The sequence below is a fragment of the Cryobacterium sp. TMB1-7 genome, assembly GCF_004402435.1.
GTDB classification, from domain to species: domain Bacteria; phylum Actinomycetota; class Actinomycetes; order Actinomycetales; family Microbacteriaceae; genus Cryobacterium; species Cryobacterium zongtaii.
Map to the genome: position 1 here is coordinate 595060 of NZ_SOFZ01000029.1, position 25735 is coordinate 620794.

General features: G+C 68.5%; 27 protein-coding genes. 15 read left to right on the forward strand and 12 right to left on the reverse strand.

The features are described from left to right. Window positions 1-11 precede the first annotated feature (11 nt). The 5 genes from ilvC to E3O60_RS15945 all read right to left on the reverse strand — a co-directional run bounded on the left by ilvC (window position 12) and on the right by E3O60_RS15945 (window position 7553). A complete protein-coding gene (ilvC, locus tag E3O60_RS15925; RefSeq protein WP_088456660.1) occupies window positions 12-1040 on the reverse strand; it encodes a ketol-acid reductoisomerase in 1029 nt (342 codons plus the stop codon). A 90-nt stretch (window positions 1041-1130) separates the two neighbouring features. Beyond that, complete coding sequence (ilvN, locus tag E3O60_RS15930; RefSeq protein ID WP_088456661.1) at window positions 1131-1640, reverse strand: acetolactate synthase small subunit; 510 nt, start codon at window positions 1638-1640, stop codon at window positions 1131-1133. A 3-nt stretch (window positions 1641-1643) separates the two neighbouring features. After that, window positions 1644-3464, reverse strand: a complete 1821-nt coding sequence (locus E3O60_RS15935) for an acetolactate synthase large subunit (protein WP_088456662.1) — start codon at window positions 3462-3464, stop codon at window positions 1644-1646. Between the two features lie 38 nt (window positions 3465-3502). Continuing rightward, window positions 3503-5197: a dihydroxy-acid dehydratase gene (ilvD, locus tag E3O60_RS15940; RefSeq protein ID WP_103461537.1), complete on the reverse strand. Its 1695-nt coding sequence runs from the start codon at window positions 5195-5197 to the stop codon at window positions 3503-3505. Between the two features lie 70 nt (window positions 5198-5267). Next, window positions 5268-7553 carry a bifunctional alpha,alpha-trehalose-phosphate synthase (UDP-forming)/trehalose-phosphatase gene (locus E3O60_RS15945; RefSeq protein WP_370028282.1) on the reverse strand — a complete coding sequence of 762 codons (2286 nt, stop codon included), beginning with the start codon at window positions 7551-7553 and terminating at the stop codon, window positions 5268-5270. A 79-nt stretch (window positions 7554-7632) separates the two neighbouring features. Here E3O60_RS15945 and E3O60_RS15950 point away from each other — a divergent pair, with 79 nt between their 5' ends. The 3 genes from E3O60_RS15950 to E3O60_RS15960 all read left to right on the forward strand — a co-directional run bounded on the left by E3O60_RS15950 (window position 7633) and on the right by E3O60_RS15960 (window position 9278). Next, the gene (locus E3O60_RS15950; RefSeq protein ID WP_134409221.1) at window positions 7633-8427 is read left to right on the forward strand and encodes a sugar phosphate isomerase/epimerase; all 795 of its coding nucleotides are present in this window, start codon (window positions 7633-7635) and stop codon (window positions 8425-8427) included. A 71-nt stretch (window positions 8428-8498) separates the two neighbouring features. Beyond that, on the forward strand, window positions 8499-8708 hold the full coding sequence (locus tag E3O60_RS15955; protein WP_088456665.1) for a hypothetical protein: 210 nt from the start codon (window positions 8499-8501) through the stop codon (window positions 8706-8708). 105 nt (window positions 8709-8813) lie between these two features. Then, on the forward strand, window positions 8814-9278 hold the full coding sequence (locus E3O60_RS15960) for a hypothetical protein (RefSeq protein WP_134409220.1): 465 nt from the start codon (window positions 8814-8816) through the stop codon (window positions 9276-9278). A 19-nt stretch (window positions 9279-9297) separates the two neighbouring features. On the opposite strand, the gene E3O60_RS15965 is transcribed toward E3O60_RS15960, so the two are convergent. Next, on the reverse strand, window positions 9298-9573 hold the full coding sequence (locus E3O60_RS15965; RefSeq protein WP_088456667.1) for a GlsB/YeaQ/YmgE family stress response membrane protein: 276 nt from the start codon (window positions 9571-9573) through the stop codon (window positions 9298-9300). A gap of 207 nt (window positions 9574-9780) precedes the next feature. Between E3O60_RS15965 and E3O60_RS15970 the strand changes: the two genes are divergently transcribed. The 5 genes from E3O60_RS15970 (at window position 9781) to E3O60_RS15990 (ending at window position 13055) form a co-directional block, all read left to right on the forward strand. Then, window positions 9781-10413 carry a biotin transporter BioY gene (locus E3O60_RS15970; protein ID WP_088456668.1) on the forward strand — a complete coding sequence of 211 codons (633 nt, stop codon included), beginning with the start codon at window positions 9781-9783 and terminating at the stop codon, window positions 10411-10413. Beyond that, window positions 10410-11102 carry an energy-coupling factor ABC transporter ATP-binding protein gene (locus E3O60_RS15975; protein ID WP_240632217.1) on the forward strand — a complete coding sequence of 231 codons (693 nt, stop codon included), beginning with the start codon at window positions 10410-10412 and terminating at the stop codon, window positions 11100-11102. Before E3O60_RS15970 ends, E3O60_RS15975 begins: the two co-directional genes overlap by 4 nt. A 10-nt stretch (window positions 11103-11112) precedes the next feature. After that, window positions 11113-11721: an energy-coupling factor transporter transmembrane protein EcfT gene (locus E3O60_RS15980; protein ID WP_134498607.1), complete on the forward strand. Its 609-nt coding sequence runs from the start codon at window positions 11113-11115 to the stop codon at window positions 11719-11721. A 5-nt stretch (window positions 11722-11726) separates the two neighbouring features. Next, on the forward strand, window positions 11727-12500 hold the full coding sequence (locus E3O60_RS15985; protein ID WP_240632218.1) for an alpha/beta hydrolase: 774 nt from the start codon (window positions 11727-11729) through the stop codon (window positions 12498-12500). 105 nt (window positions 12501-12605) lie between these two features. Beyond that, entirely contained in the window at window positions 12606-13055 is a 450-nt protein-coding gene (locus tag E3O60_RS15990) for a flavodoxin domain-containing protein (protein WP_088456670.1), read from the forward strand. Window positions 13056-13126: 71 nt separating this feature from the next. On the opposite strand, the gene E3O60_RS15995 is transcribed toward E3O60_RS15990, so the two are convergent. The 3 genes from E3O60_RS15995 to E3O60_RS16005 all read right to left on the reverse strand — a co-directional run bounded on the left by E3O60_RS15995 (window position 13127) and on the right by E3O60_RS16005 (window position 16329). Next, entirely contained in the window at window positions 13127-14020 is an 894-nt protein-coding gene (locus E3O60_RS15995) for a glycine betaine ABC transporter substrate-binding protein (protein ID WP_088456671.1), read from the reverse strand. A 72-nt stretch (window positions 14021-14092) separates the two neighbouring features. Then, a complete protein-coding gene (locus E3O60_RS16000) occupies window positions 14093-15061 on the reverse strand; it encodes a proline/glycine betaine ABC transporter permease (RefSeq protein WP_134498609.1) in 969 nt (322 codons plus the stop codon). Then, window positions 15058-16329 (reverse strand): glycine betaine/L-proline ABC transporter ATP-binding protein, encoded by a 1272-nt coding sequence (locus E3O60_RS16005; RefSeq protein ID WP_088458059.1) that lies wholly within the window; start codon window positions 16327-16329, stop codon window positions 15058-15060. Before E3O60_RS16005 ends, E3O60_RS16000 begins: the two co-directional genes overlap by 4 nt. Window positions 16330-16932: 603 nt before the next feature. Between E3O60_RS16005 and E3O60_RS16010 the strand changes: the two genes are divergently transcribed. Then, the gene (locus tag E3O60_RS16010) at window positions 16933-17829 is read left to right on the forward strand and encodes a PAS domain-containing protein (RefSeq protein ID WP_206750853.1); all 897 of its coding nucleotides are present in this window, start codon (window positions 16933-16935) and stop codon (window positions 17827-17829) included. A gap of 6 nt (window positions 17830-17835) precedes the next feature. On the opposite strand, the gene E3O60_RS16015 is transcribed toward E3O60_RS16010, so the two are convergent. After that, a complete protein-coding gene (locus tag E3O60_RS16015; RefSeq protein WP_103461544.1) occupies window positions 17836-18495 on the reverse strand; it encodes a bifunctional 2-polyprenyl-6-hydroxyphenol methylase/3-demethylubiquinol 3-O-methyltransferase UbiG in 660 nt (219 codons plus the stop codon). 122 nt (window positions 18496-18617) lie between these two features. Here E3O60_RS16015 and E3O60_RS16020 point away from each other — a divergent pair, with 122 nt between their 5' ends. From E3O60_RS16020 to E3O60_RS16035, 4 genes are all read left to right on the forward strand, one after another. Then, on the forward strand, window positions 18618-19436 hold the full coding sequence (locus E3O60_RS16020; RefSeq protein ID WP_241993288.1) for an IclR family transcriptional regulator: 819 nt from the start codon (window positions 18618-18620) through the stop codon (window positions 19434-19436). 112 nt (window positions 19437-19548) lie between these two features. Then, a complete protein-coding gene (locus E3O60_RS16025) occupies window positions 19549-20256 on the forward strand; it encodes a YceI family protein (RefSeq protein WP_088456676.1) in 708 nt (235 codons plus the stop codon). 50 nt (window positions 20257-20306) lie between these two features. Beyond that, on the forward strand, window positions 20307-20813 hold the full coding sequence (locus E3O60_RS16030) for a sigma-70 family RNA polymerase sigma factor (protein ID WP_088458060.1): 507 nt from the start codon (window positions 20307-20309) through the stop codon (window positions 20811-20813). Next, window positions 20810-21601, forward strand: coding sequence for an anti-sigma factor (locus tag E3O60_RS16035; RefSeq protein WP_134498615.1), 792 nt, complete (start codon window positions 20810-20812; stop codon window positions 21599-21601). Before E3O60_RS16030 ends, E3O60_RS16035 begins: the two co-directional genes overlap by 4 nt. 14 nt (window positions 21602-21615) lie before the next feature. On the opposite strand, the gene E3O60_RS16040 is transcribed toward E3O60_RS16035, so the two are convergent. Continuing rightward, complete coding sequence (locus E3O60_RS16040; protein ID WP_088456678.1) at window positions 21616-22515, reverse strand: LysR family transcriptional regulator ArgP; 900 nt, start codon at window positions 22513-22515, stop codon at window positions 21616-21618. Window positions 22516-22584: 69 nt separating this feature from the next. Here E3O60_RS16040 and E3O60_RS16045 point away from each other — a divergent pair, with 69 nt between their 5' ends. Beyond that, the gene (locus tag E3O60_RS16045; RefSeq protein ID WP_103461548.1) at window positions 22585-23214 is read left to right on the forward strand and encodes a LysE/ArgO family amino acid transporter; all 630 of its coding nucleotides are present in this window, start codon (window positions 22585-22587) and stop codon (window positions 23212-23214) included. A 37-nt stretch (window positions 23215-23251) separates the two neighbouring features. Beyond that, complete coding sequence (locus tag E3O60_RS16050; RefSeq protein ID WP_134498617.1) at window positions 23252-23914, forward strand: hypothetical protein; 663 nt, start codon at window positions 23252-23254, stop codon at window positions 23912-23914. 99 nt (window positions 23915-24013) lie between these two features. On the opposite strand, the gene E3O60_RS16055 is transcribed toward E3O60_RS16050, so the two are convergent. Further along, window positions 24014-25693 (reverse strand): DUF2252 domain-containing protein, encoded by a 1680-nt coding sequence (locus E3O60_RS16055; protein ID WP_134498619.1) that lies wholly within the window; start codon window positions 25691-25693, stop codon window positions 24014-24016. Window positions 25694-25735: the final 42 nt, after the last annotated feature.

Genomic DNA, 25735 nt, shown 5'->3' on the forward strand with positions numbered 1-25735 from the left:
CAGGTACGGAGTTAGCGGGCAGCTTCGCCGTCGACGTAGTCGTCGTCGTTCGAGGCGTTCCAGGCGAAGAGCTTCCGCAGCTCGCGGCCGGTGGCCTCGATCGGGTGCTCTTCGCCCTTCTTGCGCAGGGCCAGGAACTCGGGAGCTCCGGCATCCTGGTCGTTGATGAAGCGCTCGGCGAATGCGCCGTTCTGGATGTCGGCGAGAACGGCCTTCATGTTCTCCTTGACGCTCGGGTCGATGACGCGCGGGCCGGAGACGTAGTCGCCGTACTCGGCGGTGTCGGAGACGCTCCAACGCTGCTTGGCGATGCCGCCCTCCCACATCAGGTCGACGATGAGCTTGAGCTCGTGCAGCACCTCGAAGTAGGCAACCTGCGGCTGGTAGCCGGCCTCGGTGAGAACCTCGAAGCCGTACTGGATCAGCTGCGACGCGCCACCGCAGAGAACGGCCTGCTCACCGAACAGGTCGGTCTCGGTCTCTTCGGTGAAGGTGGTCTTGATGCCGGCGGCACGCAGGCCACCGATCGCCTTGGCGTAGCTGAGGGTCAGCGGCCAGGCGTTGCCGGACGCGTCCTTCTCGACGGCGACGATGACGGGAACGCCACGGCCGGCCTCGAACTCGCGGCGCACGGTGTGGCCCGGGCCCTTGGGGGCGACCATGACCACGTCGACGCCCGCGGGCGCCTCGATGTAGCCGAAACGGATGTTGAAGCCGTGGCCGAAGACCAGGGCCTTGCCGTCGGCGAGGTTGGGGAGGATGTCGTCCTTGTACAGGTGACGCTGCACCTGGTCGGGTGCGAGGACCACGATGACGTCGGCCCAGGCGGATGCCTCGGCGGCACTGAGGACGGTGAAGCCGACCTCTTCGGCCTTGGCACGCGACTTCGAGCCCTCCTTGAGTCCGATGACGACCTCGACGCCGGAGTCGCGCAGGTTCTGCGCGTGGGCGTGGCCCTGCGAGCCATAGCCGATCACGGCGACCTTCTTGCCCTGGATCAGGGACAGGTCGGCGTCTTTGTCGTAGAAGATTTCAGACAATGTGGTGTTCTCCTTGGTTTGTGTATTTGTCGGGAAAATTTTGTTTGGCGTTCTTGTCGAGAAGGTGCGCTGGTCGAGCTTGTCGAGACCTTAGTTTTTGAAGACGCGTTCGGTGATCGATTTGGATCCCCGACCGATGGCGAGGAGGCCCGACTGGGCGATTTCCTTGATGCCGTATGGCTCGAGCACCCGCAGGAACGCCTGGGTCTTGCCGGAGTCGCCGGTCACCTCGATCACGACGGCATCCGTGGACACGTCGACGACCCGGGCACGGAACAGGGTGACCGCTTCGAGGACCTGGGAGCGGGTGGTGTTGTCCGCCCGCACCTTGACGAGCAGGTGCTCGCGCTGGACCGATTGGCTCGGGTCGAGCTCGACGATCTTGATGACGTTGATCAGCTTGTTGAGCTGCTTGGTCACCTGTTCCAGCGGGGCGTCCTCGACGTCGACGAGGATCGTGATGCGCGACAGGCCGGGGATTTCGCTGTGGCCGACGGCGAGGCTCTCGATGTTGAAGCCGCGCCGGGCGAACAGGCCCGCGACGCGGGTCAGCAGTCCGGGCTTGTCCTCGACGAGGAGGCTGAGAACGTGGGTACTCATCGGTTACTCCTCTTCCCAGGTGGGGGCGTGGTCCTTGGCGTACTGCACGAAGCTGTTGCTGACGCCCTGCGGCACCATCGGCCACACCATGGCGTCGCGGCTGACGATGAAGTCGATCACCACGGGCCGGTCGTTGGTGGCCAACGCAAGCTTGATCGCGTCGTCCACCTGGTCGGCGCGGGTGACCCGGATTCCCAGGGCACCGTACGCATCGGCCATCTTCACGAAGTCGGGCACCATCGCGGTGCCGTGACCGGTATTGAGGTCGGTGAAGGAGTGCCGGCCGTCATAGAACAGCGACTGCCACTGACGCACCATGCCGAGCGACGAGTTGTTGATGATCGCCACCTTGATCGGGATGTTGTTGATCGTGCAGGTGGCGAGTTCCTGGTTGGTCATCTGGAAGCAGCCGTCGCCGTCGATGGACCAGACCGTGCGGTCGGGTTCGGCGACCTTGGCGCCCATGGCCGCGGGCACCGAGTAACCCATGGTGCCGGCCCCGCCGGAGTTGAGCCAGGAGTTCGGCCGCTCGTACTTGATGAACTGTGCGGCCCACATCTGGTGCTGGCCGACGCCGGCGGCGTAGACGCCCTCGGGCCCGGTGAGCTCGCCGATGCGCTTGATCACGTACTGCGGGGCGAGCAGGCCGTCGGCCGGTTCGCTGTAGCCCAGCGGGAACTTCTCCCGGAGGCCCTTGAGGTAGGTCCACCACTCGGAGATGTCGGGGGTCGTCGTGGTGATCGCCTCACGGTAGGCCACGGTGAGGTCGGCGATGACGTCCTTGGCGTCACCCACGATGGGCACGTCGGCGGCGCGGATCTTGCCGATCTCGGCCGGGTCCACGTCCACGTGCACGATGGTGGCATTGGGCGCGAATTCGGAGGCCTTGCCGGTGACCCTGTCGTCGAAACGGGCGCCGAGAGCGATGATGAGGTCGGATTCCTGCAGTGCCAGCACGGCAGCGACGGTTCCGTGCATGCCGGGCATGCCCAGGTGCTGGTCGTGCGAGTCGGGGAACGCTCCGCGGGCCATCAGGGTGGTGACGACGGGGGTGCCGGTCAGTTCGGCCAGCTCGAGCAGTTCGGGTGACGCCTGGGCGCGGATGACACCGCCGCCGACGTAGAAGACGGGCTTCGCGGCGCCGGCCAGCAGCGCCGCCGCGGCCTGAACCTGCTTGCCGTGCGCCTTGGTGATCGGCCGGTAGCCGGGCAGGTCGAGCTTGGGCGGCCAGATGAACGGTGCCTTCATCTGCTGGGCGTCCTTGGTGATGTCCACCAGCACCGGGCCGGGACGGCCGGTGTTGCAGATCAGGAACGCCGAGGCGATGGCGGCGGGGATGTCTTCGGGCCGCTTCACCAGGAACGAGTGTTTGGTGATCGGCATGGTGATGCCGACGATGTCGGCCTCCTGGAAGGCATCCGTGCCCATCAGCGTGGAGAAGACCTGGCCGGTGATCGCCAGCAGCGGCACCGAGTCCATGTAGGCGTCGGCGATGGCCGTGACCAGGTTGGTCGCGCCGGGGCCGGAGGTGGCGATGGCCACCCCGACCCGGTTGCTCGAGGACGCATAGCCCTCGGCGGCATGGCCGGCGCCCTGTTCGTGGCGTACCAGGATGTGGCGGATGTCGTCCTGGTTCATCAGCTCGTCGTAGAGCGGGATGACGGCGCCGCCGGGCAGCCCGAAGACGTCGGTGACGCCGAGCATCTTGAGGCTGCGCAGAATTGCGCCGGAACCGGTGAGGATTTCAGGCGTTCCGGACACGGCGTCGGCGGACGGCGCGCTGGGGGTCGGGGCGGATGGCACGGGCAAAGGTTCCGTGGTCATGAGAGCAAATCCCTAATTCGAATGACGGATGGTGTCGATTATCCCGTGGTCGCACCCAGGGCCGCGGACTGCACGAGCTTGGAGTACTTGGCGAGAACGCCACGGGTGTAACGGGGAGGAAGTGGAGCCCAGCCTTCTCGGCGGGCGGCCAGCTCTGCGGGGTCGACCAGTAGGTCAAGCGAGCGAGCTGCGATATCGACCCGTATCAGATCACCATCGCGCACGAAGGCGATCGGACCTGCGTCCACCGCTTCGGGTGCTATATGGCCGATACACAGTCCGGTTGTGCCGCCTGAGAATCGACCATCAGTCAATAGTAGTACATCGGCTCCGAGCCCAGCGCCCTTGATGGCCGCGGTGATCGAGAGCATCTCGCGCATGCCCGGGCCGCCCTTGGGGCCTTCGTAGCGGATGACGACGACGTCACCCTTGAGGATCTCCCCCGCGGTGAGGGCGTCCATGGCCGCGCGTTCACGCTCGAAGACCCGGGCGGGGCCCTCGAAGATGTCGCTGTCGAAGCCGGCGGTCTTGACGACGGCGCCCTCGGGGGCGATGGAGCCCTTGAGGATGGTGATGCCGCCGGAGGCGTGGATCGGGTTGTCCAGGGTGCGCAGGACCTTGCCGTCGAGCTCGGGCGGGTCGATCTCGGCGAGGTTCTCCGCCACGGTCTTGCCGGTGACGGTGAGCGCGTCGCCGTGGATGAGACCGGCCTCGAGCAGGGCGCGCATCACGGCGGGCACGCCGCCGTGACGGTCGACGTCGTTCATGACGTACTTGCCGAAGGGCTTGAGGTCACCGATGTGCGGCACGGTGTCGCCGATGCGGTTGAAGTCGTCGAGGGTGAGCTCGACCTCGGCCTCCTGCGCGATGGCGAGCAGGTGCAGCACCACGTTGGTGGAACCGCCGAAGGCCATGGCCACGGCGATGGCGTTCTCGAACGCCTTCTTGGTGAGGATGTCGCGGGCCGTAATGCCTAAGCGCAGCAGGTTGACCACGGCCTCGCCGGAGCGGTGCGCGTAGTAGTCGCGGCGGCGGTCGGCGGAGGCGGGCGACGCGGAGCCGGGAAGGCTCATGCCCAGGGCCTCGGCGACGCTGGCCATGGTGTTGGCGGTGTACATGCCGCCGCAGGCACCCTCGCCGGGGGCGAAGGCGCACTCGATGCGCTTGGCGTCTTCCACGCTCATGCGGCCGGCCTTGACGGCGCCGACGGCTTCGAACGAGTCGATGATGGTGATGTCCTTCTCGGTGCCGTCGCTCAGCTTCACCCAGCCGGGTGCGATGGACCCGGCGTAGAGGAAGACGCTGGCGAGGTCCAGGCGCGCGGCGGCCATGAGCATCCCGGGCAGCGACTTGTCGCAGCCGGCCAGCAGCACAGAACCGTCGAGGCGTTCGGCCTGCATGACGACCTCGACGGAGTCGGCGATGACCTCACGGGAGACCAGGGAGAAGTGCATGCCCTCGTGGCCCATCGAGATGCCGTCGGAGACCGAGATGGTGCCGAACTGCAGCGGGTAGCCGCCGCCGGAGTGCACACCCTCCTTGGACGCCTGCGCGAGGCGGTCCAGGGACAGATTGCATGGGGTGATCTCGTTCCAGGAGCTGGCGATGCCGATCTGGGGCTTCTCCCAGTCCGCGTCGCCCATTCCCACCGCTCGGAGCATGCCGCGGGAGGTGGTGGCCTCGATGCCATCGGTGACGTCGCGGCTACGGGGCTTCATATCGAACTCAGACATGCACCGAGTCTAGAACGTCGCGGGCGGCACACCCGTCATGACGACCGGTGGCACGCCCGCGACGCGGGACCTACTGCTGCTGCGTGGCGGCGGCGCGGAAGTCTGCTAGGAGCGCCAGCACCTGGGTGACCTCCTTCGGGCCCCGCACCCGATAGCCGGCCTGGGTAGCGCCCGGGCCGATCTTGAGGCCCAGGTCGCCCTCGCCCAGCACCGTGAAGGCGTCTTCGTCGGTGACATCGTCACCGGCATAGAGCACCCTGTCGGCGCCGGTGTGCGCACGCAGGCGTTCGAGGGCGTCGCCCTTGGTGCTGGAGCGCACCGAGAACTCGAGCACGTTCTTGCCCTCGCGCACGGTGAGGGCAGGCAGCAGCTCGGCCAGCTGGTCGCGGGCCTCGCGCTGCACGGCCTGGCCGTCCTGCGCGGTGGCCAGGCGGGTGTGCAGCGCCAGGCCGGCCGGCTTCTGCTCGATCCAGGTGCCGAACACCGGGCCGGAGATGCGCTCAAGCACCCGGGTGAGGGTGTCGAGCTTCTCGACCTCTTCGGGTACCAGACCCAGCTCGATGCCGTTTGCGTCCAGCTGCACCTCGATACCGTGCGATCCGGTGAGCAAAACCTCGCTCTGCGGTTCGGCCACATGCTTGAGGCTCACCAGGGCCCGGCCGGAGACGAACGCGACACGCACGCCGGGCAGGTCGAGCAGCCGCTGCACCACGTCGTGGGTGCCGTCGACCGCGCGGGCGTCCTCGGGTTCGTCCACGTGCGGCGCCAGGGTGCCATCGAAGTCGAGGGCCACCAGGATGGTCTCGGCCGAGCTGATGTCCTTCAGCGCCGACACGAGGTTCTCCGGCACGCCGCTGGGCACGGCGGCCCCGCCGGTGAGGGTCTGCAGGAACGAGGCGGACCAGGTGGCCACGTCGTTGTCGAAGACCTTGCGGCGGAGGGCCCGCATGCGCCTCGTGCGTTCGCGCTTGGGCATGGTGACGGCCTTCATGATCGACGCCTTCATGCCGTCGATGTCGTGCGGGTTGATCAGTACGGCCTGCTTGAGCTCGTCGGCAGCACCGGCGAATTCGCTGAGCACGAGCACGCCGTCGCCGTCGTAGCGCACCGCGACGTATTCCTTGGCGACGAGGTTCATGCCGTCCCGGAGGGCCGTGACAAGCATCACGTCGGCGGCCAGGTAGAGCGCCACCATCTCTTCCCGCGGGTAGCCATGGTGGTGGTAGCTGATGGCGGTGTGGCTGATGGTGGAGTAGTCGCCGTTGACGCGGCCGACGGCGAGTTCGATCTCGTCGCGCAACTGCATGTAGGTGGCCACGCGCTCGCGGGACGGGCTGGCGACCTGTACGAGCGTGACGTCCTCGACGCTCAGAGTGCCGTCGGCGAGCAGCTCACCGAAGGCCTTGATGCGGTGACCGATGCCCTTGGTGTAGTCCAGACGGTCGACGCCGAGCATGATCGTTTTAGGATTGCCGAGGTCCTCGCGGATCTGGCGGGCGCGTTCCTGAATCTCCGGTCGCTTGGCCATTTCCTCATAGGCCTCGGCGTCGATCGAGATCGGGAAGTGCTTGGCGATGACCCGGCGGTGCTGGCCGTTCTGGCTGGGCACGTCCACGGCGACACCGCGGGTGGCGTAGCCGAACAGGCGGCGCACGGCGCGAGAGAAGTTGCCGGCATCCGCCAGCCGCTGGAAGCCGATCAGGTCGGCGCCGAGCAGGCCGTCGAGGATCTGCTTGCGCCAGGGCAGCTGGGCGAAGATGCCGTACGGCGGGAACGGGATGTGGTTGAAGAAGCCGATCACCAGGTCGGGGCGGGCGTCGCGGAGCATCCGCGGCACCAGCTGCAGCTGGTAGTCGTGCACCCAGACCGTGGCGCCGGGCGCTGCGGATGCCGCGGCCGCGGTGGCGAACCGGCGGTTGACCTGGACGTAGGCGTCCCACCATTCGCGGTGGTAGCTGGGTGAGGCGATCACGTCGTGGTAGAGCGGCCAGAGGGTGTCGTTGGAGAAGCCCTCGTAGTAGAGCTCGAGGTCTTCGGTGCTCAGGCGTACGGGCACGATCGAGATGCCGTCGTTTTCGAAGGGCTCGAATTCGCGGTCGGCCACGCCGGGCCAGCCCACCCAGGCGCCGTCGGAGGCGCGCATCATCGGTTCGAGGGCGGTGACCAGGCCGCCGGGCGAGGTGCGCCAGCTTTCGGTGCCGTCCTCGGCTACTTCGTAGTCGACCGGAAGCCGGTTGGAGACCACGACCAGGTCGAAGTGACCGGGCGCGACCGAATCGGGGCCGGGCTCCGCGCCGGCCTCTCCGGTGGTGTCGGGTGCGGTGACTGATGCGGTGGTGTCTGCTGCGATTTCGATGACTCATCCATTCCGGTGCCCGCCTGTGCGGCGCACCTGGCTGCATCTCGAGGTTACCAGCGAAGGCTATGCTGACGCCGTGATTCGCATCGGCATGAGCTCCACCTGCGTGTACCCGCTGGGGTTGGAAGACTCTTTCAGGTTGGCGAAGCAGGCAGGGTTCGACGGCGTTGAGATCATGGTCACCCGTGACGAAGCCACCCAGGATGCGGCGGCGCTGACCGCGCTATCCGAGCGGTACAGCCTGCCGATCTTCTCGATCCACGCACCGGTTCTGTTGCTCACCCACTTCGTCTGGGGCCGGGACCCCCGGGTGAAGTTGGAGCGGTCCGCCGAGCTCGCCGGGCTGGTCGGCGCATCGACGGTGGTTGTGCATCCGCCGTTTCGCTGGCAGGCCGGTTATGCGGAGGACTTTCTCGACATCGTGCGGGAGCTCGGCGCCGGCACCGGCCTTCAGATCGCCGTCGAGAACATGTTCCCGTGGAAGATCGGCGGGCGAGGGGTCAAGGCGTACTCCCCCGGTTGGGACCCCACGGTGATGGACTGCGCCGCGGTGACCCTCGATTTCTCGCACTGTGCGCTCAGCGGCCAGGACAGCCTCGCGATGGCCACGGCCCTGGGCGAGCGTCTGCGCCACGTGCACCTCTGCGACGGCACGGGCTCCCTCGACGAGGGCCGGGTCTTCGACGAACACCTGGTGCCCGGCCGCGGCACCGAGCCGGTGGCCGAGGTGTTGCGGAACCTCGCCGCGGTGAACTGGGACGGCACCATCGTGGCCGAGGTGAACACCCGGACCGCCCGCACCGAGCCGGAGCGCCTGGCCCTGCTGACCGAAACCCTCACCTTCGCCCGCGACCACACCCGAGAGCTGTGACTCAAGCACCTAAAACCCGAGTTTTTTGGGGCTTTTCTCTCAGTTCGCGGGTTGTCGGCTAGCGTGTAGCCATGCGAAAGTTCTTGTTCAACACCGCAATGATCAGCGTCGTCGTCGGCGGCTGGCACATCCTGCAGGCCACCAAGAACGGTCCGAGGGACTGGCGCCTGGTGCTCACCTGGATCGGCTGGGGACTCAGTGTCGCGGTCGCCGTCGGCAACGTGGTGAAGGACGCCGACGAGAAATCCGTGCCGGGCGCCACTGCCGTGAAGGTTAAGTAGCGGGCATCCCCCCGCCAGTCCCCGTTCTGCGGCGTGTCCCCCGTGATTTCGGGGTGGAGAAGGCGAAACTGGTCTTCTCGCGTTGTTAGTAGGAAGGGGCTCACGATGTTCGGTCGTCGACGTCGCACCGCACCCGTCATCCAGGCCCCGGTTGCTCCCGCTCCGGCAGAACTCAGCCGCGCCGAGGTCTTTGAACATCTCCACGCCGCGCTGGCCGATCTCGTCGGCGCCGAGGGAGCCTGGACCCTGGTCCCCCGCCGCTCCGATGACACCGATGTGATCTTCCACGGGCTCAAGGCCCACCAGATCGCCGAGACCCTCACCGAGCTCCTGGCTGCCGAGACCATGCGCCTGCGCACCGATACCCAGGCAGCGCCCCGCAACATCGCCGAACCCCGCACCGACACCCCGATGGACGGAATCACGGCCGTCAACACCGGCGCCCTCCTGGTGTCCTCTGGTGCGGAACCGACCGCACTGCCCTGGAACCCGGCTCCGATCTCGGTGTGGGCCGAACCGACGTCCGGCGCCCGCGCCGGATCGGCCACGATCAGTCGCCTCGTCGCCTAAGCACCACCCGCGCTGCAGATCAGGTCGAGCTGCTACTCCCGCGGTTGCGGGTAGCCGCGCCGTAGATGAGCAGCACGATGATCGACCCGAGAATGGCGATCACCCAGGTGCGCAGGTCGAAGAACGACCCCATGTCGACCCCGAAGATCAGGCCGGCCAGCCAGCCGCCCAGCAACGCGCCGACCACACCGAGCAGCAGGGTCACGAACCAGCCGCCACCCTGCGTTCCGGGGAGGATCAGCTTGGCCAGGGCGCCGGCCAAGAGGCCGAGCAGGAGAAATCCGAAGAAACCCATGAGAACTGCCTTCCGTGTCCCGGCATCGGTGAACTCTCCGTCCGGCTGCGACGATCATAAAACCGCACAGGTCCGACGGATAGGCGTGCCGATGGCAGCGGGAAACCGGACCGGAGACCCCGGCCGGGACCGGTGACCAGCGTTCCGCCGGATTTTTTGTAGGTATTCCACTGCGGCGCCCTGCCGAGGAAATCTAGATTGAAAACCATGACAGCCCCCACCGTTCCCGCCCGTAGAGTCACGGCCCGCCTCAGCGTGCGCGACCTGGCGCAGATCGCCATTTTCGCCGCCCTCATCGCCGCCCTCGGGTTCCCCGGCGCGCTTTCCCTGGGCGCCAGCACCGTGCCGATCACGTTCCAGACCCTCGGCGTGATGCTGGCCGGCGCAATCCTCGGAGCGCGCAAGGGTTTCTTGGCCGTGCTGCTGTTGCTGGTCCTCGCCGCGGCCGGGCTGCCCCTGCTCTCCGGTGGGCGCGGCGGCCTGGTCTGGTTCACCACCTCCCCCTCCGCCGGCTACCCCTACGGATGGCTGCTGGGCGTCGTCGTGATCGGCGCCCTCACCGCGTGGCTGCTGCCGCGCTACCCGTTCTGGCCGGCACTGGGCGCCACCGTTCTCGGCGGCATCGTGGTCGTCTACCTGATCGGGGTGCCCGTCACCGCCATCAACCTGGGCCTGCCGCTGTGGGCCGCCGCCGTCGACAGTACGAAGTTCCTGCCCGGCGACCTGGTGAAGGTCGTCGTGACGGTCCTCGTCGCCAAGCAGGTGCACCGGGCGTACCCGGGCCTGATCACCCCGCGCCGCACGGTTCCGGTCTCCGCGCCCGTCGACGCCCGGGCGTGAGCGTGAGCGCCGCCGGCATCCGTTTCGAGGACGTCTCGCACGGCTTCGACGACCAGCCCGTGCTGCGCGGCATCGACCTGCACCTCACCGAACGCCGGATCGGCATCGTCGGCGCCAACGGCAGCGGCAAGTCGACGCTGGCGCGCATGATCAACGGCCTGGTCACCCCCACTAGCGGCACCGTCACGGTGAACGGCCTGGACGTGCGCCGGCAAGCCAAGCTCGTACGGCGCGAGGTGGGCTTCATCTTCACCAATCCCGACAACCAGATCGTGATGCCGACCGTGCAGGAGGATGTGGCCTTCACCCTGCGGCGCCGGGGCCTGGCCGCCGACGAAATCACGGCGCGCACGGCAGAGGCGCTCGATAGGTTCGGTCTCACCGCTCTCGCCGAGCGCCCCGCGCACCGTCTGTCCGGCGGTCAGAAGCAGCTGCTGGCCCTCGCGGCGGTGCTGGTGGCCGGGCCCAGCATCGTAGTGGCCGACGAACCGACCACCCTGCTGGATGCCCGCAACACCCGTCTGATCACCGGGCTGCTGGTGTCGCTGACCCAGCAGGTGATCGTGGTGACCCACGACCTGGAGGTGCTGGACGGGTTCGACAGGGTGATCGTGGTCGACGAGGGCCGGGTCGTCGCCGACGACGTGCCCGCCACCGCTCTCACCGCGTACCTGAGCCTGCTGTCATGACCGGGCCGGCATGATCGGGCTGTACCGGCCGGGGACCTCGCTGCTGCACCGCGCGCCGGCGGTGTTCAAGCTGGCCGTGCTCGCCGTCGCCATGGTGCTGGTCGGCCTGGCGGCCGATCCCCTGGTGCTCGCGGGGGAATTCGTGGTCGTGGTCGCCCTGTACGCGCTGGCCGGCATCCCACCCACGGCGGCCTGGCCACAGATCGGTCCGATCCTGTGGATCCTGGTCTTCGCCGTGCCGGTGCAGGTGCTGGTCGCGAATGGTTCGGCGGAGGGCTGGACCACGGCCGGTCTGATGGCCGGCCGGCTGCTGGTGGCCGTGGCCCTCGCCGCCCTTTTCACCCTCACCACCACGGTCACCGCGGTGCTCGAGGCGTTCCAGCTGCTGTTGCGGCCGTTCCGGCGCTGGGTGGATGCAGACAGGGTGGGGCTGCTCGTAGCCCTGACCCTCCGGTGCATCCCATTGGTGGCGGAGATCGTGCGGGAGGTGCTCGACGCCCGGAGGGCGCGCGGCGCACAGGGGTCGATCATCGCCCTGGCCGTCCCCGTCGTCGTACGCTCGTTGTACGCCGCCGATGCGATCGGAGAGGCCCTCGCCGCACGCGGATTGGACGACTGATCGAATTGACCACTGACAGCAGCCCTCGAACCGTTCTGCGCACCCGCATCAGATTCGCCGGTTGGACCGCGCTCACCGCGCTGGCCCTCGGGATCGTGGCCGTCCTGTTCTGGACGCAGCTCGTGATGCCCGCCGACCGCACGGCCGCCCAGGCCGTGTTCGACGACCCCGCCGTCACGGTGACCGACACCGACGTCTCCGTCGTGATCGCCCCGGCCGAGGAACGCTCGGTCGCCGGCCTGGTCTTCATTCCCGGCGCCAAGGTCGACCCGTACGCGTACCTCGCCACCCTGGCTCCCACCGTGGCAGAGACGGGGATGACCGTGGTCATCACCAAACCGGTTCTGAACCTCGCCTTCTTCGACCAGCGTCCGCTGGACACCTTCACGGCCACCGCGCCCGATGTGGCGGCGTGGTTCGTAGGCGGCCACTCGCTCGGCGGCGTGCGGGCCTGCATGTACGCCGAGGACAACGAGGTCGCCGGCCTGGTGCTGTTCGGCAGCTACTGCGCCTCGGCCGTCGACGACGAGCTGCCGGTGCTGAGCCTCAGCGGGAGCGAGGACGGCTTGAGCACCCCGGCCAAGATCGAGGACACCGCCGACCTGCTGCCCGCCGACACGACCTTTGTGCGGATCGAGGGCGCCAACCACGCCTCCTTCGGAGCGTACGGGGCTCAGCCCGGCGACGGCGAGGCCACGCTGACCCGGGCGGCATCGGAGCGGGCCATCACCGAAGCGCTGTCGAGCTTCATCACGCTGCGAGCTCCGCAGTCGCAGTGACCCGGCAATCGCACTGACCCGCGGGACCTGCTGCTCTTGTCGGTCGCCGGGGCCGGGGCCACTATGACTCGTGTCGGCGAACGTCGCCACGACCCGGGAGGACTCATGCACGCACTCGTCGTCTATGACACGAACTATGGCAGCACCCGCACCATCGCCGAGGTGATCGCCACCGAATTGGGCCAGGGAACCACCACCCTCAGCGTGTCCGACATCACCGAGGCAAGCCTCGACGGCGTCGACGTCCTGGTGGTGGGATGCCCGATCAACGGCTGGAAGCCGACCGATCGGATGCGCCGGTTCCTGCGCACCCTCGCACCGGGCTCCCTCGCCGGTGTGCGGGCCGCCGCGTTCGACACCCGCATCAAGCTATTCATCCACGGGGATGCGGCGGCCAAGATCTCGCACGCCCTGCACGCCGCCGGCGCCACTATCGTGGCCAAGCCACACGGCTTCGTTGTCGACGGCACCGAGGGGCCGCTGGCCGCCGGAGAGACCGGCAAGGCCGGTGCCTGGGCGGCGTACATCGGCGCCGAACTGCGCGCCAGCGCCTGAGACGACCGCGCCAGAGACGACACAGAAACGGCCCGTGCCGAGGCACGGGCCGTTCATGGACGGGCAGTCGACTACGCGGTGAGCGAGTCCACATACTCCTGGTTGTCTTCGATCCACTTCGCGACGATGGGGCCGTAGTCCTGGCCGTCGTAGTCAACGAACATGGCGGCTTCGAGCGACTGGAGCTTGTCGAGGTCCATGGTGTAATCGGCGATCCACTTGGTGGCCTGCGGGAAGTCGGTGGAGAAGTCCTTCTTGCCGTAGGCGTGGATGGTCTCCGAGGCGCCGAGGGTGCCTTCGGGGTCTTCGAGGTTCTTCAGGTCGAAGGTGTCGTAGGCCCAGTGCGGCGCCCACAGGGTGACGGCGATGTTCTCGCCGGACTTCTCCGCAGCGGTCAACTCGGTGAGCATCGCTGCGGTCGAGGAGGTCTGGTAGTCCATGTCCTCGAGGCCGTAGGTGGGGATGGTGTTGTCGGTCACGGCCTCGGTGAGACCGGCGCCGGGCTCGATGCCCACGAGACGGTTGTCGAACAGGTCGGCGTTATCGGCCAGCTCGGCGAGGGTGTCGATCGGCGCATCGGCGTTCACGGCGATGGTGTTCTTGGCTTCGTCGTTCCAGGCCCCGAGTTCGGTGATGTCGTCGCCGTACTCCTCGAGGTAGGACTTGTGGGTGTTCGGCAGCCAGACGTCGAGGTTGAGGTCGTAGTCACCGGTGGAGAGCCCGGCGTAGACCGGTGCAACGTCGGCGTACTCGAGTTCGACGTTGTAGCCCTTCTCGTCGAGGATGGCCTTCCACAGCTCTGATGCCGCGATCCCCTCGTCCCAGCCGTTGAACACGGCGATGGTGAGGTCCTTGTTGTCCGAGTTGCCGTCGCCGACGGTCTCGGCCTCGGCCGCGGTGCAGCCGGCCAGGGCGAGCATGCCGATGGCACCGGTGGCGAGGATCTTGAGTGAACGGTTCTTCATGTGTCTGCCTTTCGTGTCACCTGCTGGTGGTGACCGGGGTTGAAGCTGCGGGGGTTGAAGCTATGGGTGGAGCTAGACCTGGGACGGCTCGCGCTCGGCGGCCTGCGTCGGTGTCACGGCCGGGGCTACGGTCGGTTCCACGGCGACGGCCGCGGCCGGAGCGTGGACCGGGTGGGCGCGGCGCTTGCGAGCGGCGAGCACCCTGCTGATCGGGGTGTTCCCGTTGCCGAGAGCCGCGGTGAGCCGGTCCAGGAAGATCGCGAGGATCACCACGGAGAGGCCGGCCTCGAAGCCGAGCGACACGTCGATGCGGTTCAGGCTGGCCACGACCTGCTGGCCGAGACCGCCGGCGCCGACCATGCCGGCGATGACGACCATCGAGAGCGACAGCATGATCACCTGGTTGATACCGGCCATGATGGTGGGCATCGCCAGGGGCAGCTGAATCTGACGCAGGATGCGCCACGGTGACGCACCGAAGGCCTGGCCGGCTTCGACCACCTCGCTGTCGACGCTGCGGATGCCGAGTTCGGTGAGCCGAACGCCGGGAGCCATGGCGAAGATGATCGTCGCCACGATGCCGGGAACAACACCGACGCGGAACAGGATCAGCGCGGGGATCAGGTACACGAAGGCCGGCATGGTCTGCATGAAGTCGAGGATCGGGCGGATGATGCTGGACGCCACGCCGGACTTGGCCGAGAGGATGCCAAGCGGCACGCTGAACAGGATCGCCAGGACGCTCGCGACGAGCACCAGGGCGAGCGAGTCCATCGCGTTCTCCCACTGGTCGACACCCACGATGACAACGAGGCCGACGACGGTGCCCACGGCGAACTTCCAGCCGCGGATCATCAGTGCCAGCGCCGCGGCCACGAGGATGATCACCCAGAACGGCGGTGTGGCCAGAATGAGGTCGACGAGGTCGTAGGCGCCGCTGAAGATGGCGCGCACGAAGTCGAAGAAGAACCCGAAGGTGTCGGTGATGAAGTCGATGAAGGTATCGGCCCAGGAGCCGAGGGGAATCCGGAAGTCGTTCACGGCTGTACTCCTTCCGACGCGGTTTCGCGCAGGGTTTCGGTGATGATGCTCATCGAGATGGTGGCCGGCGGTTCCATCACCGGCAGCTCACCGGTCGTCGGACTGACATTGCCGAGAGCCGCGAGCAGGGTCACCCGGGGGATCACGCCGAGCAAGCGGTTGCGATCGTCGACCACGGCGATGGGCAGGTCGCTCTCCACGGCCAGTTCGACGAGGTCGACCAAGGCGGTGTCGGCGGCCACCGCGGTGGCGTCCAGGATGATGGCCCGCAGGTCGCCGTCGCCGGCCTTGACCTGCTTGAGCACGTCCCGGTCGCGCACGACCCCCGCGAAGCTGCGGTCACGGCGCAAAACGAAAGTGGCCGAGGTCTGCAGGTCGCGCATGGTACGGAGAGCCGCACGCGGGCCGGCGGTGACGGTGACCACCGAACGCGCCGGCTCCATGACGCTGCCGGCGGTGAGCACCCGCGCCCTGTCGACATCCTGCACGAACTGGGCGACGTAGTCGTTGGCCGGGTCCGTGAGGATCTCTTCGGGCGTGCCGATCTGCACGATCCGGCCGTCGCGCATCACGGCGATGCGGTCGCCGAGGAACATGGCCTCGTTGAGGTCGTGGGTGATGAAGATGATCGTTTTGCCGAGTTCGGCCTGCAGCTCGATCAGCTGTTCCTGCATTTCGCGGCGGATCAGAGGGTCCAGGGCGGAGAACGCCTCATCCATCAGGAGAACGTCGGTGTCGGCGGCCAGGGCCCGGCCGAGGCCGACGCGCTGCTGCATGCCACCGGAGAGTTCGGAGGGCAGATTGTCGGCCCATCCGTCCAGTCCCACCAGGCGGATGATGGTGCGCGCCTTGGCGAGGCGCTCCTCACGGGGCATGCCCTGCACCTCGAGGCCGTAGGCGACGTTATCGATCACCGTGCGGTGCGGCAGCAGGGCGAAGTGCTGGAAGACCATCGAGATGCTTTGACGGCGCACGTCCCGCAGCTTGGCCGCCGGGATGCCGGTGATCGGGGTGTCTCCGACGGTGACAGTGCCGCTGGTGGCCTCGAGCAGGCCGTTGAGCATGCGGATGAGGGTGGACTTGCCCGAGCCGGAGAGGCCCATCACCACGAAGATCTCACCACGCTGCACCTCGAAGGAAGCGTCGATGACGGCGGCCGTTCCCAGGTGCGCGAGCTCGTCACGGCTCGCGCCGCTCTGGAGTTTCTTGACGATGTCGTGCGGTTTGCGGCCGAAGGCCTTGTAGAGCCTGTCCGCCTTCACGGCGATTCCCGGTGCTACTGCTGCTGCAGTTTCTGTCTGCTCCGCCTCGCTGGCGGGTACTTCTGCCTTGACGGCGATGATTTCGGTCACGGATTCTCCGGAGCACGCCGAATAGACCGCCTGAGCGGTCGACAACACGGGGCTCGCTGTGTCGGACGGGTAGGCCGAGACCGGCCTCGACACCGAGAAACGGCGTGGGCTGGAGCGACCATGGGATCGCGTCCGTCTGGGCCTCACCGTACGCACGCGGCCGTCCCAGTCGAGCTGGGGGCTACGCGTTCGCGTCCTGGTGAAGGGTCGGAAGACCGTCACCGAGCCTACCACGGTAGGGCACGCCAGACCCCTGGACCCCCGACTCGCCGACCCACAACGTGCACTCTCAAGTGCTGGTCAGCGGGGATAAAGCGTCCCGACTCAGATCAGCACGCCAGGGGCACCGGCCCCGGCGCGGCGGTCTGGGCGTACGTTCTCCCTAGAGGTCAGGATGGTCACGACGACGTGGCCCAGTGGTGCGGCCGGGAAGGATGGGTGCGAACTATGCACGGGTGGAGCATTACACGCCGGCTGTTCGTCGCTCATTCTGTCTTCATAGTGTCTTTGGCCGTGTTCGTGAGCACTGCCGCCTTCGTCGACGCCCGGGACCGCGGCTACTCCGAAAGGGCCGACCGGCTACTCGCGGTAGCGGCCGCGATCGCCGACAGCCCGTTCGTGGTGACGGCGGCGACATCGCCGGATCCGACGGCGGCGCTGCAGCCGTACACGCTCGAGGTCAACCGGGACGCCGCGCTGGACTTCATCACGATCATGAGCCCGGCGGGGGTCAGTTGGACGCACCCGGACCCCGCCGAAATCGGCCGGCAGTATGTCGGCCGCACGGGCCCCGCCACGGCCGGAATGTCGTTCACCGACGTCACGCCGGGCACCCCCGGCCCGTCGGTGCGCGCCGTGGTGCCAATCCTCGACTCCGACGGCGAAGTGGTGGGCATGGTGGCCGCCGGCGTGAGAACCAGCAACCTGCAGATCGCCCTCGACGCCCGGCTGCCCGCCATCCTGGCGATAACGCTCACCCTGCTCCTGGCGGGTTCGCTGGCCACCTGGGTTCTGCGACGTTACCTGCGCCGGGTCACCCTGGGCTGGGGGCCGGAAGAACTCGCCCGACTGTTCGTCCATAACGACTCCGTGGTCAACTCGGTGCCAGAGGGGCTGATTCTCGTGGACGGTGCCGGCGATCTGGTGCTCTACAACGATCGAGCCGCAGAGCTGCTCGGGCTGCCGCCGCGGCCCGCCTCCCGCGCCGCGGGCGCCTTCTCGCCACGCATCGACGACCTGGACCTGCCGCCCAGCCTCGCCGACCTGTTGCGGAGCGGCAGCACCGTGGCAGACGAGATCCACCTGTGCGGGTCCCGGGTGCTGGTGGTGAGCCAGAACCCGGCAGAGCCCACCCCCAGCCGGCTGGGTACGCGGGCGGCGCCGGTGGGAACCGTGGCGACGCTCAGGGAACGCTGAGCCCGGTCAGTGCAGGCGCCGCGCCCGCACCACGACGTCTTCGGTGTGGTGGGCACCGGCACCGGTGGCCACGTGGCGGGGCCGGGTTTCGTCGACCTCGATCCGCCAGGTGTCGTCCAGCAGGGCCGCGACCTGGGCCGGGCTCACGTACAGGTCGGGATCAAAACCGTGCGCGGCGGCCTCAGCGGCGGTGGGCGTGGGGTGGTGCACGATGAGCAGCACACCCCCGGGCGCGACGGCATCCAGCAGGGCGCGCTCCGCGATATTCTCGTCCGTGCGCAACAGGGCGGGGTACTGCGCGGAGACCAGGTCGAAGCTCGCCGCCGGCAGGGCCGCCTCGACGAGTCCGGCGTGCAGCCAGCGCACCGTGCCGCCGACCAGGTCGGCTCGCACGAGGTCGGCCTGGCGGGCGGCGCGCTCGAGTGCCACTCGTGAGACATCCAGCGCCGTCACGTCCCAGCCCTGTGCCGCCAGCCAGAGGGCATCGGCGCCCTCGCCGCAGCCGACGTCGAGGGCCCGCCCCGGCCGCAGGTGGTGCGTCTCGCTGACCAGCGCGGCGTTGGGCCGGCCGCTCCACAGGGTCTCATTTCCGGCGTAGCGCTGATCCCAGAAGTCTCCTATTGCGTCGGGCTCCTGGGGTTCACGGGCGGTGTCGTTGGTGTGCATGACTGCATCCTCCCTCGTCGGCGGCACGGCGACAAACTGGCTTGCCGAACCGGCAACCGGCCTGCGCCCCGGGGGCTCGTCGAAACGATAGCCTCGTCGCATGACAGCTGAGCCGGGGCGCCGTGGACGTGCCTGCTGAGAGCCGGGCGGCGCCCACGAAGGCCGATGTGCCCGCCGCCCGCCACACCCTGCAGATACTCACCCACCTGGCCGCCCAGCGCGGGCCGGTACCGGCGTCGACCATCGCGCAGACGCTCGGGCTCCCCCGGTCCACCGTCTACAGGCTGCTCGGCGTGCTCACCGAGCTCGGCTTCGTGCTGCACTTTCCCGAGGCCCGTCGGTACGGCATCGGCCTGGCCGCCTTCGAGCTGAGCAGCGGCTTTGCCCGGCAGGAGCCCCTGGCCCGGCTGGGCCGGCCAATCCTGGCCTCGCTCGTCGACACCATCGGCGAGAGCGCGCATTTGGCCGTGCTGCACGGTCGCGATGTGATCTACCTCGTGGAGGAGCGCGCTCCCCGCCGCCCCGCCCTGGTGACGGATGTCGGGGTGCGCCTGCCCAGCCACCTCACGGCCAGCGGCCGGGCGCTGCTCGCGACGCTGCCGGTCGCGCAGGTGCGGGCCCTGTTCCCCGACCCGTCCGCCTTCGTGCAGCGCGACGGCGGCAACACCCCGGCGCCGGGCGGCGTGAGCAGCTATCGCGAGCTGAGCCGGCTCCTGGCCGAGGTGCGCGCGCAGGGCTACGCGGCGGAGGACGGCGACGTCACCCTGGGTCTCGCATCCGTCGCGGTGGCCGTTCGGGACCACAGCGGCTGGCCCGCCGCCGGCATCGCCGTGACCTTCGCCCGGTCCAGCGTGCCGCCGGAACGCTGGCCGGAGGTCGCCGCCGCCGTGGAGCACGCCGCGGCCGAGTTGGGCCGCCGCATCAGCGGTCGAACCGGCTAATTTTTCGAAAAAGTGAACCGGTCTGAACCTTTTGGCCTGCCGTCTCGTTGTACAGAGTGGATGACCACCATCCGCTCGCCAATTACACGCGAAGACTATGAACGAGGGTGACATGCAGAAAAAGACGAAGATCGGGCTGTGGATTGCGGGCGGAGTTGTCGTCATCGGCGGTGCCGCCCTGGCCTTCGGGCCTGCGGTCTATGCCGACTACGCCAACAGCACCGTCGAGGCGGCCCCCACCATCGCCGCGGGCACCCCGGGCCCGACGGATGCCGGCGCGGCCACCGAGGTCAACGCGGACGACCTCTCCGGCACCTGGAGCGTGGCCGCGGACTCTTTCGCGGGCTACCGCGTCGACGAGGTTCTGCAGGGCAACGACGTGACCGTGACCGGTCGCACGGCTGACGTTTCCGGTGAGCTCACCGTCGACAACCTCTCGCTCACCGCCGCCACGATCACGGTGGACGTGGCGAGCATCGCCACCGACGAAGGCGCCAGGGATGCCTACTTCCGGGACTCCGCGATGGAAGCCGACGACTTCCCGACCGCCACCTTCACGCTTACCGCACCGGTCACCCTCGAGGCCCCCGTGGCCGGTGTCGCGCAGACCCTGAGCGCCACCGGCGAACTCACCCTGCACGGCGTCACCCAGCCGGTCACGGTGGAGCTGCAGGCCGCGCTCACCGAGGCCGGCGGGCAGGTTGTCGGCAGCATCCCGATCACCTTCAGTGACTACGGCGTCGACGCCCCCGACCTCGGCTTCGTCTCGGTCGAAGATGCCGGCTCCGTCGAGTTCGAGCTCTTCGTCGCGCAGAATTAGTCCAGCAGAGCCGTGTTCATTGTGGGCATCGGGCAGACCGGGAGGTGACCGTGGCAGAGCCACACGCGGAGCTCCTGCGGGCGCTGCACGACGCCCACGGGCCGGCACTGTTTCGGTACGTGGTGCGTTTGACCGGGGATTACGGGTTCGCGCAGGACGTGGTGCAGGAGACCCTGTTGCGCGCCTGGACGCGGCCGGCGTTGCTGGACCGGGATGACGACGCCGCTCGTGCCTGGCTGTTCACGGTGGCCCGCAACCTCGTCATCGACGACAGGCGCAGCGCTCGGTACGCCCGTGAGATCGCGACCGATGACCTGCCGGAGAGGTCGTCGACCGACGCCACCGAGGCCATCCTGGATCGCTGGCTGCTCACGGATGCCCTCACCGCGCTCACTCCCGAGCACCGCACCGTACTGGTGAGCGCCTACTACCTCGGGCAGTCGATCGCGGAAATCGCCCTCCTCCAACAGGTGCCGGAGGGCACCGTGAAGTCCCGCCTGCACTACGCCCTGCGAGCAATGCGGCTCGCCCTACAGGAAAGAGGGGTCACCGAATGACCTCCGACCGCTTCCGCGAGTGGGACGCCGCCTACCTGCTCGGCGCGCTCAGCCCCGAAGACCGGCACGCCTTCGAACGCCACCTGCCGACCTGCCCCGCCTGCGCCGTCGCCGTCGCCGAACTCGCCGGGCTGCCCGGCATCCTGGCGGCCCTGCCCGCGGCGGAGGCCGTGGCGCTCACCGAAACCACGCCCACCGAGATCGCCGCCTCTGCACCCCTGAGTGACGCGCATCTGCGCGCCGCGCCGCACCAGCCCGGAGCTGTGCAGCGGCTCGCCGGGGCGGCCGTCGCCCGCACGCGGCGCAACCGGCTGCGTCTGGCCGTGGCCGGCACGGCCGTCGCTGCCGGCCTCGCCCTGGGCGGCGGGTTCCTCGGCGCCACCCTGGGCACTCCGGCGACTCTCGAGGCCGCACCGCCCTCATCCGCACCGTCCGCCACCGCGCCGCCCACACCCGCCGACCCGGCCCCGACGATGGTCGTTGCCATGGAGCCCGTGGAGGACGACGCCCTCACCGCGGCCCTCACCATCACCGACACCGACTGGGGCACCCGGTTCGACTGGTCGTGCGTGTACCTCAATCAGCTCTGGAAGGACAACGGGCCCCAGGACTACGACATGGTGATGACCGATCAGGACGGCACCGCGACGGTGCTCGCGACCTGGACGGCGACGAGCCCGAGCACCGAGAACCTCGCCGCGTCGACCGATGTGACCCTCGACCAGATTCGGAGCGTCGAGATCCGGGCCGGCCTCAGCGGCCTGCCGCTGGCGCACACAGACCTGTAGGACCGTTCGGAGAGTCAGACCGTGAGCGGCCGCAGTGTCCGCTCAGCCTGAACGCGCACCGCCGTCGAAACCGCGTCGAGCAGCGGCGACGCCAGGTTCCAGCGCTGCCAGTAGAGCGGCACGTCCACCGGATGCGCCGCCGCCAGCTCCACCAGACGGCCGTCGGCGATCTCGTCCAGACACTGCTGCTCGGGCAGCACTCCCCAGCCCATGCCCAGCAGCACTGTGCGGGCGAAATCGTGGGAGGTGGGGATGACGTGCCGGGGTGGGTCACCGGGCCCGCCGGCGTGCGCCCGCAGGAAGGAGTCCTGCAGGTCGTCGTTGCGGTCGAAGGTGACCACGGGCGCCTCCGGCAACGCGGCGAGTCCGTGGGCGAGCCAGCGGGCCACGAAGGCCGGCGTGGCGACTGCACGGTAGCGCATCCGGCCCAGCGGCTCGGTGACACAGCCCTGGATCGATTCGCGGTCGGAGGTGACCGCGGCCATCACGGCGCCGGAGCGCAGCAGCGAGATCGTGTGCTCCTGGTCTTCGCGGTGCAGGTCGAAGGTGATGTCGAGTTCGTCGGCCACCCCGGCGAGCGCGCCGAGGAACCAGGTGGCCAGGCTGTCCGCGTTCACGGCGAGGGAGATCTGCACGGACCGTTCGGCGGACCCGTTCTCGCGCAGCGCTCGCTCGGTGTCGGCCTCCAGGAGTTCGACCTGGCGCGCGTAGCGCAGCACCACCGCACCGGCGGCCGTGAGGCAGACCGGGGTGGTGCGCTGCACGAGGACCCGGCCGCAGGACTGCTCCATGGCCTTGACCCGCTGCGAGACCGCCGACGCCGTGACGTGCAGCCGGCGGGCGGCCTTCTCGAAGGTGCCGTCCTGTACCAGGGCGCGCAGGGTCTCCAGCTGGTCGAGGGTGAAGCGTTGCATAAGTCCAGCTTACGCATCCTAAGAAAACGTAGCTGGACTGAATCACCGAGACTCCCTAGCGTGGGAGGCATGACACCTGCGACAACCCTCCTCCCCGCGCTGTTGGGCCTGGTCACGGGTCTGTCCCTCATCATCGCCATCGGCGCCCAGAACGCGTTCGTGTTGCGGCTGGGCATCGAGGGCCGCACCCGGGTGATCGCGCCGGTGGTGGCCATTGCCGCTCTGTCCGATGCGGCTCTCATCCTCGCTGGCGTGCTGGGAATGGGTGCCCTGGTGGCGGCGGCACCGGCGGTCATGGTGGTCGTGCGACTGGTCGGGGCCGCTTTCCTGGTCGGTTACGGCCTGTGGGCGGCGCGGCGGGCCATCCGTCCGGGCGCGCTTCTGGTGACCGGGTCCTCGGGCAGCACCGGGATGCGGGTCGCCGTGGGCACGGTTCTCGCCCTCACCTGGCTCAACCCGCACGTTTACCTGGACACCGTGGTGTTCCTCGGCGCCGTGGCCAGCCAACAGGACCCCGCCGAGCGCTGGTGGTGGGCCGGCGGCGCCATCACGGCTAGCATCCTGTGGTTCACCGGCCTCGGCTTCGGGGCTCGTCTGCTGCGCCCGATCTTCGCGCGCCCCGGTGCCTGGCGGGTGCTCGACGGCGCTATCGCTGTGCTCATGCTCGCCCTCGGCGCCCGGCTCGCGTTCGACCTCTGACCCCGGTCGGCCGGCGGAGCGGCGGTACGCTTGCCCCGTGCTTTCCAAGGACCTGATCCGCCTCTACCCCGAGCTGTACCACGTGGCAGCGGATGGGTCGTGGCCGTCGATCGAGCGGCACGGACTGCTCAGCACGTCCTCGCTGGTCACCCGATGGGGCGTGCGGCAGGGGGCACCGCAGGCCGCGATCCTCACCAAGCGGCGTGGTGAGTCGCTGGAGTTGGAACATCCGGACTACGGCACCGCCGTCATCCGGCACCAGAAGGCGATTCACGAGTCATCGCTGGCGGCCGCGCTGGAGGACCTCTCCCCCAGCGAGTGGTACACGATGCTCAACGACCGGGTGTTCTTCTTCCTGCAGAAGCCGCGGCTGAACGAGCTGCTCGCCGCGCGCTCCTACCGGGACGACGCCCACACCGTGATCACGGTGGACACCCGCAGCCTGGTCACCGCGCACGAGGCCGACATCGAGCTCACCAGCGTGAACACCGGCTTCGCGCAGCGATTCAGCACCGAGCCGCGCGGGCGGGACAGCTTCCAGTCGATCGAGGAGTTCGCGCATCCGACCCGGTCGCACGCTTCGACCAAGGTGGTGGATGTTGCCGAACTCGCGGTGTATCGCGGGGTGCGCGACATCGCCAAGCACGTGAAGCGCGTCGAGCGGATGCGCGAGGGCACGGTGCTCGAGCGCTTCGTCTAGCCGCGCGGCGTCCCGCCGCACTGTTCCCGTTCCGGACACGTTCGGCGGGCGCACCGGGACCATTTGTCCGCCGGCAACAGTTGCAGCCGCGGAGGCGGCTCAGACGCCCTCCCGGGCCTCCAGCCAGCCGGTGTGCACGGCCTCGAGGAAGGCCTCGTAGTCCTTCTCGTTCTGGTCGGCATACCGGTTGGAGAAGTCGGTGACTGCGCGGTCGAACGTGTCGCTCTTTCCGAGGTACGCCGCGATCGCGACGGGGTCGCCCGACCTGGCGTGGGCCCGGGCGAGGGTCCAGCCGCAGGCGTGCGCGTAGAACGTCATCCCCATCGGCACCATCGCCTCCACGATCGCCGAGCCCTTCATGTCACGCAGCTGACGCCAGTACAGGTACCGGTCGGCCTGCACTCCCTTGGTCCAGCCCAGGAAGATGTCGCTGGCGGCCTGCATCATCCGTTGCCCCTGCACCACCCGCTCCCCCGGCTGCTCGTAGACGCTCTTGGGCAGGTGGTCCTCGAGCACGGATGCCGTGGCCTCCTTCACCTGCAGGAACAACGGGTCCTGCTCGTCGCGGCCCTGCAGCAGGGCGATGAACGCCCGGTTGCCGACGCTGCCGACACCCACCACCTTGTGAGCCACATCCACCACCTCGAAGCGTTCGAGCAGCCGGCGCCTGTCGTCCTGCAGGCTCTCGCGGTACGACCTCAGCTGTTCCAGGACCGCCGCCTGCACATCGTCGGACGACAGGCCGAGGGACTCCGCGAGGTCGCGGACCGGAATGACGATCGGCGGTTGGCTGATGATCCGGTACTGGCCGTCGACGAGCTCGGCAAGCTTGGACAGAGCCTGCATGCTGTCGCGGGAGCGTGCCTTCGCGGCGTTCTTCAGCGCGGTCTTCTCCAGCCCCTTGGCCGCCTTTCGCGCCGCCTTGTCCTTCTGGGTGGCCCTGGCCATGTCCATGGCCTTGAGCATCTCCTGCTCGGTCATCCGGGCATACCAGATGTCCATGGTGCGCATCGCGGCGAACTGAGCCATCCCCTCCCGATAGGAGCGCACGGCTTCCAGCGTCACGCTCCGGATGTCCGCGGCACTGAACCCGTTGTTGCGGGCCGCGATCGTGAAGCTCGCCGTCATGCGCAGCACGTCGTATTCAAAGGGACCGGGCAGGGTCTCATCGAAGTCGTTGAGGTCGAAGAGCAGGTTGCGCTCCGGCGACGCGAACACGCCGAAGTTGGAGAGATGGGCGTCACCGCAGAGCTGGACTATGAGTCCGGCGCGCGGGGTGTCTTTGAGGTCGGTTGCCATGATCTTGGCGGCGCCGCGGTAGAAGGTGAACGGCGAGACCATCATCCGCCCGTGCCGCACCGGCACCAGATCGGGCACCCGGGTGCGATTCTGCTCCTCGATCAGAGCGACGGGGTCGGGGCGGTCGGCGGCCGGCTCCCACCCGTTGTGGCTGGCGCGGGGGGTCTCGGCTCTCGCCGCCTTGCCTCGAGCGGCGCGCGCGACCACGGTCGGGTGCTCGACGATGTGGGGCGCGCTGGTCCGGCGCTCGGTGCTCGACCGCGTGGTGGACGGCTTCTTGGCGGGGGCCTTCTTCGCGGGCGCTTTCTTGACGGGCGCTGTCTTAGCGGTCGCTTTCCTGACGGGCGCATTCTTCGCGGTCGGTTTCTTCGCGAGCGCTGCCTTGACGGGCGCTTTCTTGACGGGCGCTTTCTTGACGGGCGTTTTCTTCGCAGGCGCTTTCTTGACGGGCGCTTTCTTCGCGGTCGCTTTATCTGCCATGGTGGCGGCTCCTCTGTGGACGACGCTGGAGCCCTCGCGAGC

Coding starts and splice junctions, on each gene's coding strand:
- ilvN (WP_088456661.1), bottom strand. CDS start 1,640: ATGAGTACCCACGTTCTCAGCCTCCTCGTCGAGGACAAGCCCGGACTG.
- E3O60_RS15935 (WP_088456662.1), bottom strand. CDS start 3,464: ATGACCACGGAACCTTTGCCCGTGCCATCCGCCCCGACCCCCAGCGCG.
- ilvD (WP_103461537.1), bottom strand. CDS start 5,197: ATGTCTGAGTTCGATATGAAGCCCCGTAGCCGCGACGTCACCGATGGC.
- E3O60_RS15955 (WP_088456665.1), top strand. CDS start 8,499: ATGCGAAAGTTCTTGTTCAACACCGCAATGATCAGCGTCGTCGTCGGC.
- E3O60_RS15960 (WP_134409220.1), top strand. CDS start 8,814: ATGTTCGGTCGTCGACGTCGCACCGCACCCGTCATCCAGGCCCCGGTT.
- E3O60_RS15965 (WP_088456667.1), bottom strand. CDS start 9,573: ATGGGTTTCTTCGGATTTCTCCTGCTCGGCCTCTTGGCCGGCGCCCTG.
- E3O60_RS15970 (WP_088456668.1), top strand. CDS start 9,781: ATGACAGCCCCCACCGTTCCCGCCCGTAGAGTCACGGCCCGCCTCAGC.
- E3O60_RS15980 (WP_134498607.1), top strand. CDS start 11,113: ATGATCGGGCTGTACCGGCCGGGGACCTCGCTGCTGCACCGCGCGCCG.
- E3O60_RS15990 (WP_088456670.1), top strand. CDS start 12,606: ATGCACGCACTCGTCGTCTATGACACGAACTATGGCAGCACCCGCACC.
- E3O60_RS15995 (WP_088456671.1), bottom strand. CDS start 14,020: ATGAAGAACCGTTCACTCAAGATCCTCGCCACCGGTGCCATCGGCATG.
- E3O60_RS16015 (WP_103461544.1), bottom strand. CDS start 18,495: ATGCACACCAACGACACCGCCCGTGAACCCCAGGAGCCCGACGCAATA.
- E3O60_RS16025 (WP_088456676.1), top strand. CDS start 19,549: ATGCAGAAAAAGACGAAGATCGGGCTGTGGATTGCGGGCGGAGTTGTC.
- E3O60_RS16035 (WP_134498615.1), top strand. CDS start 20,810: ATGACCTCCGACCGCTTCCGCGAGTGGGACGCCGCCTACCTGCTCGGC.
- E3O60_RS16040 (WP_088456678.1), bottom strand. CDS start 22,515: ATGCAACGCTTCACCCTCGACCAGCTGGAGACCCTGCGCGCCCTGGTA.
- E3O60_RS16045 (WP_103461548.1), top strand. CDS start 22,585: ATGACACCTGCGACAACCCTCCTCCCCGCGCTGTTGGGCCTGGTCACG.
- E3O60_RS16055 (WP_134498619.1), bottom strand. CDS start 25,693: ATGGCAGATAAAGCGACCGCGAAGAAAGCGCCCGTCAAGAAAGCGCCT.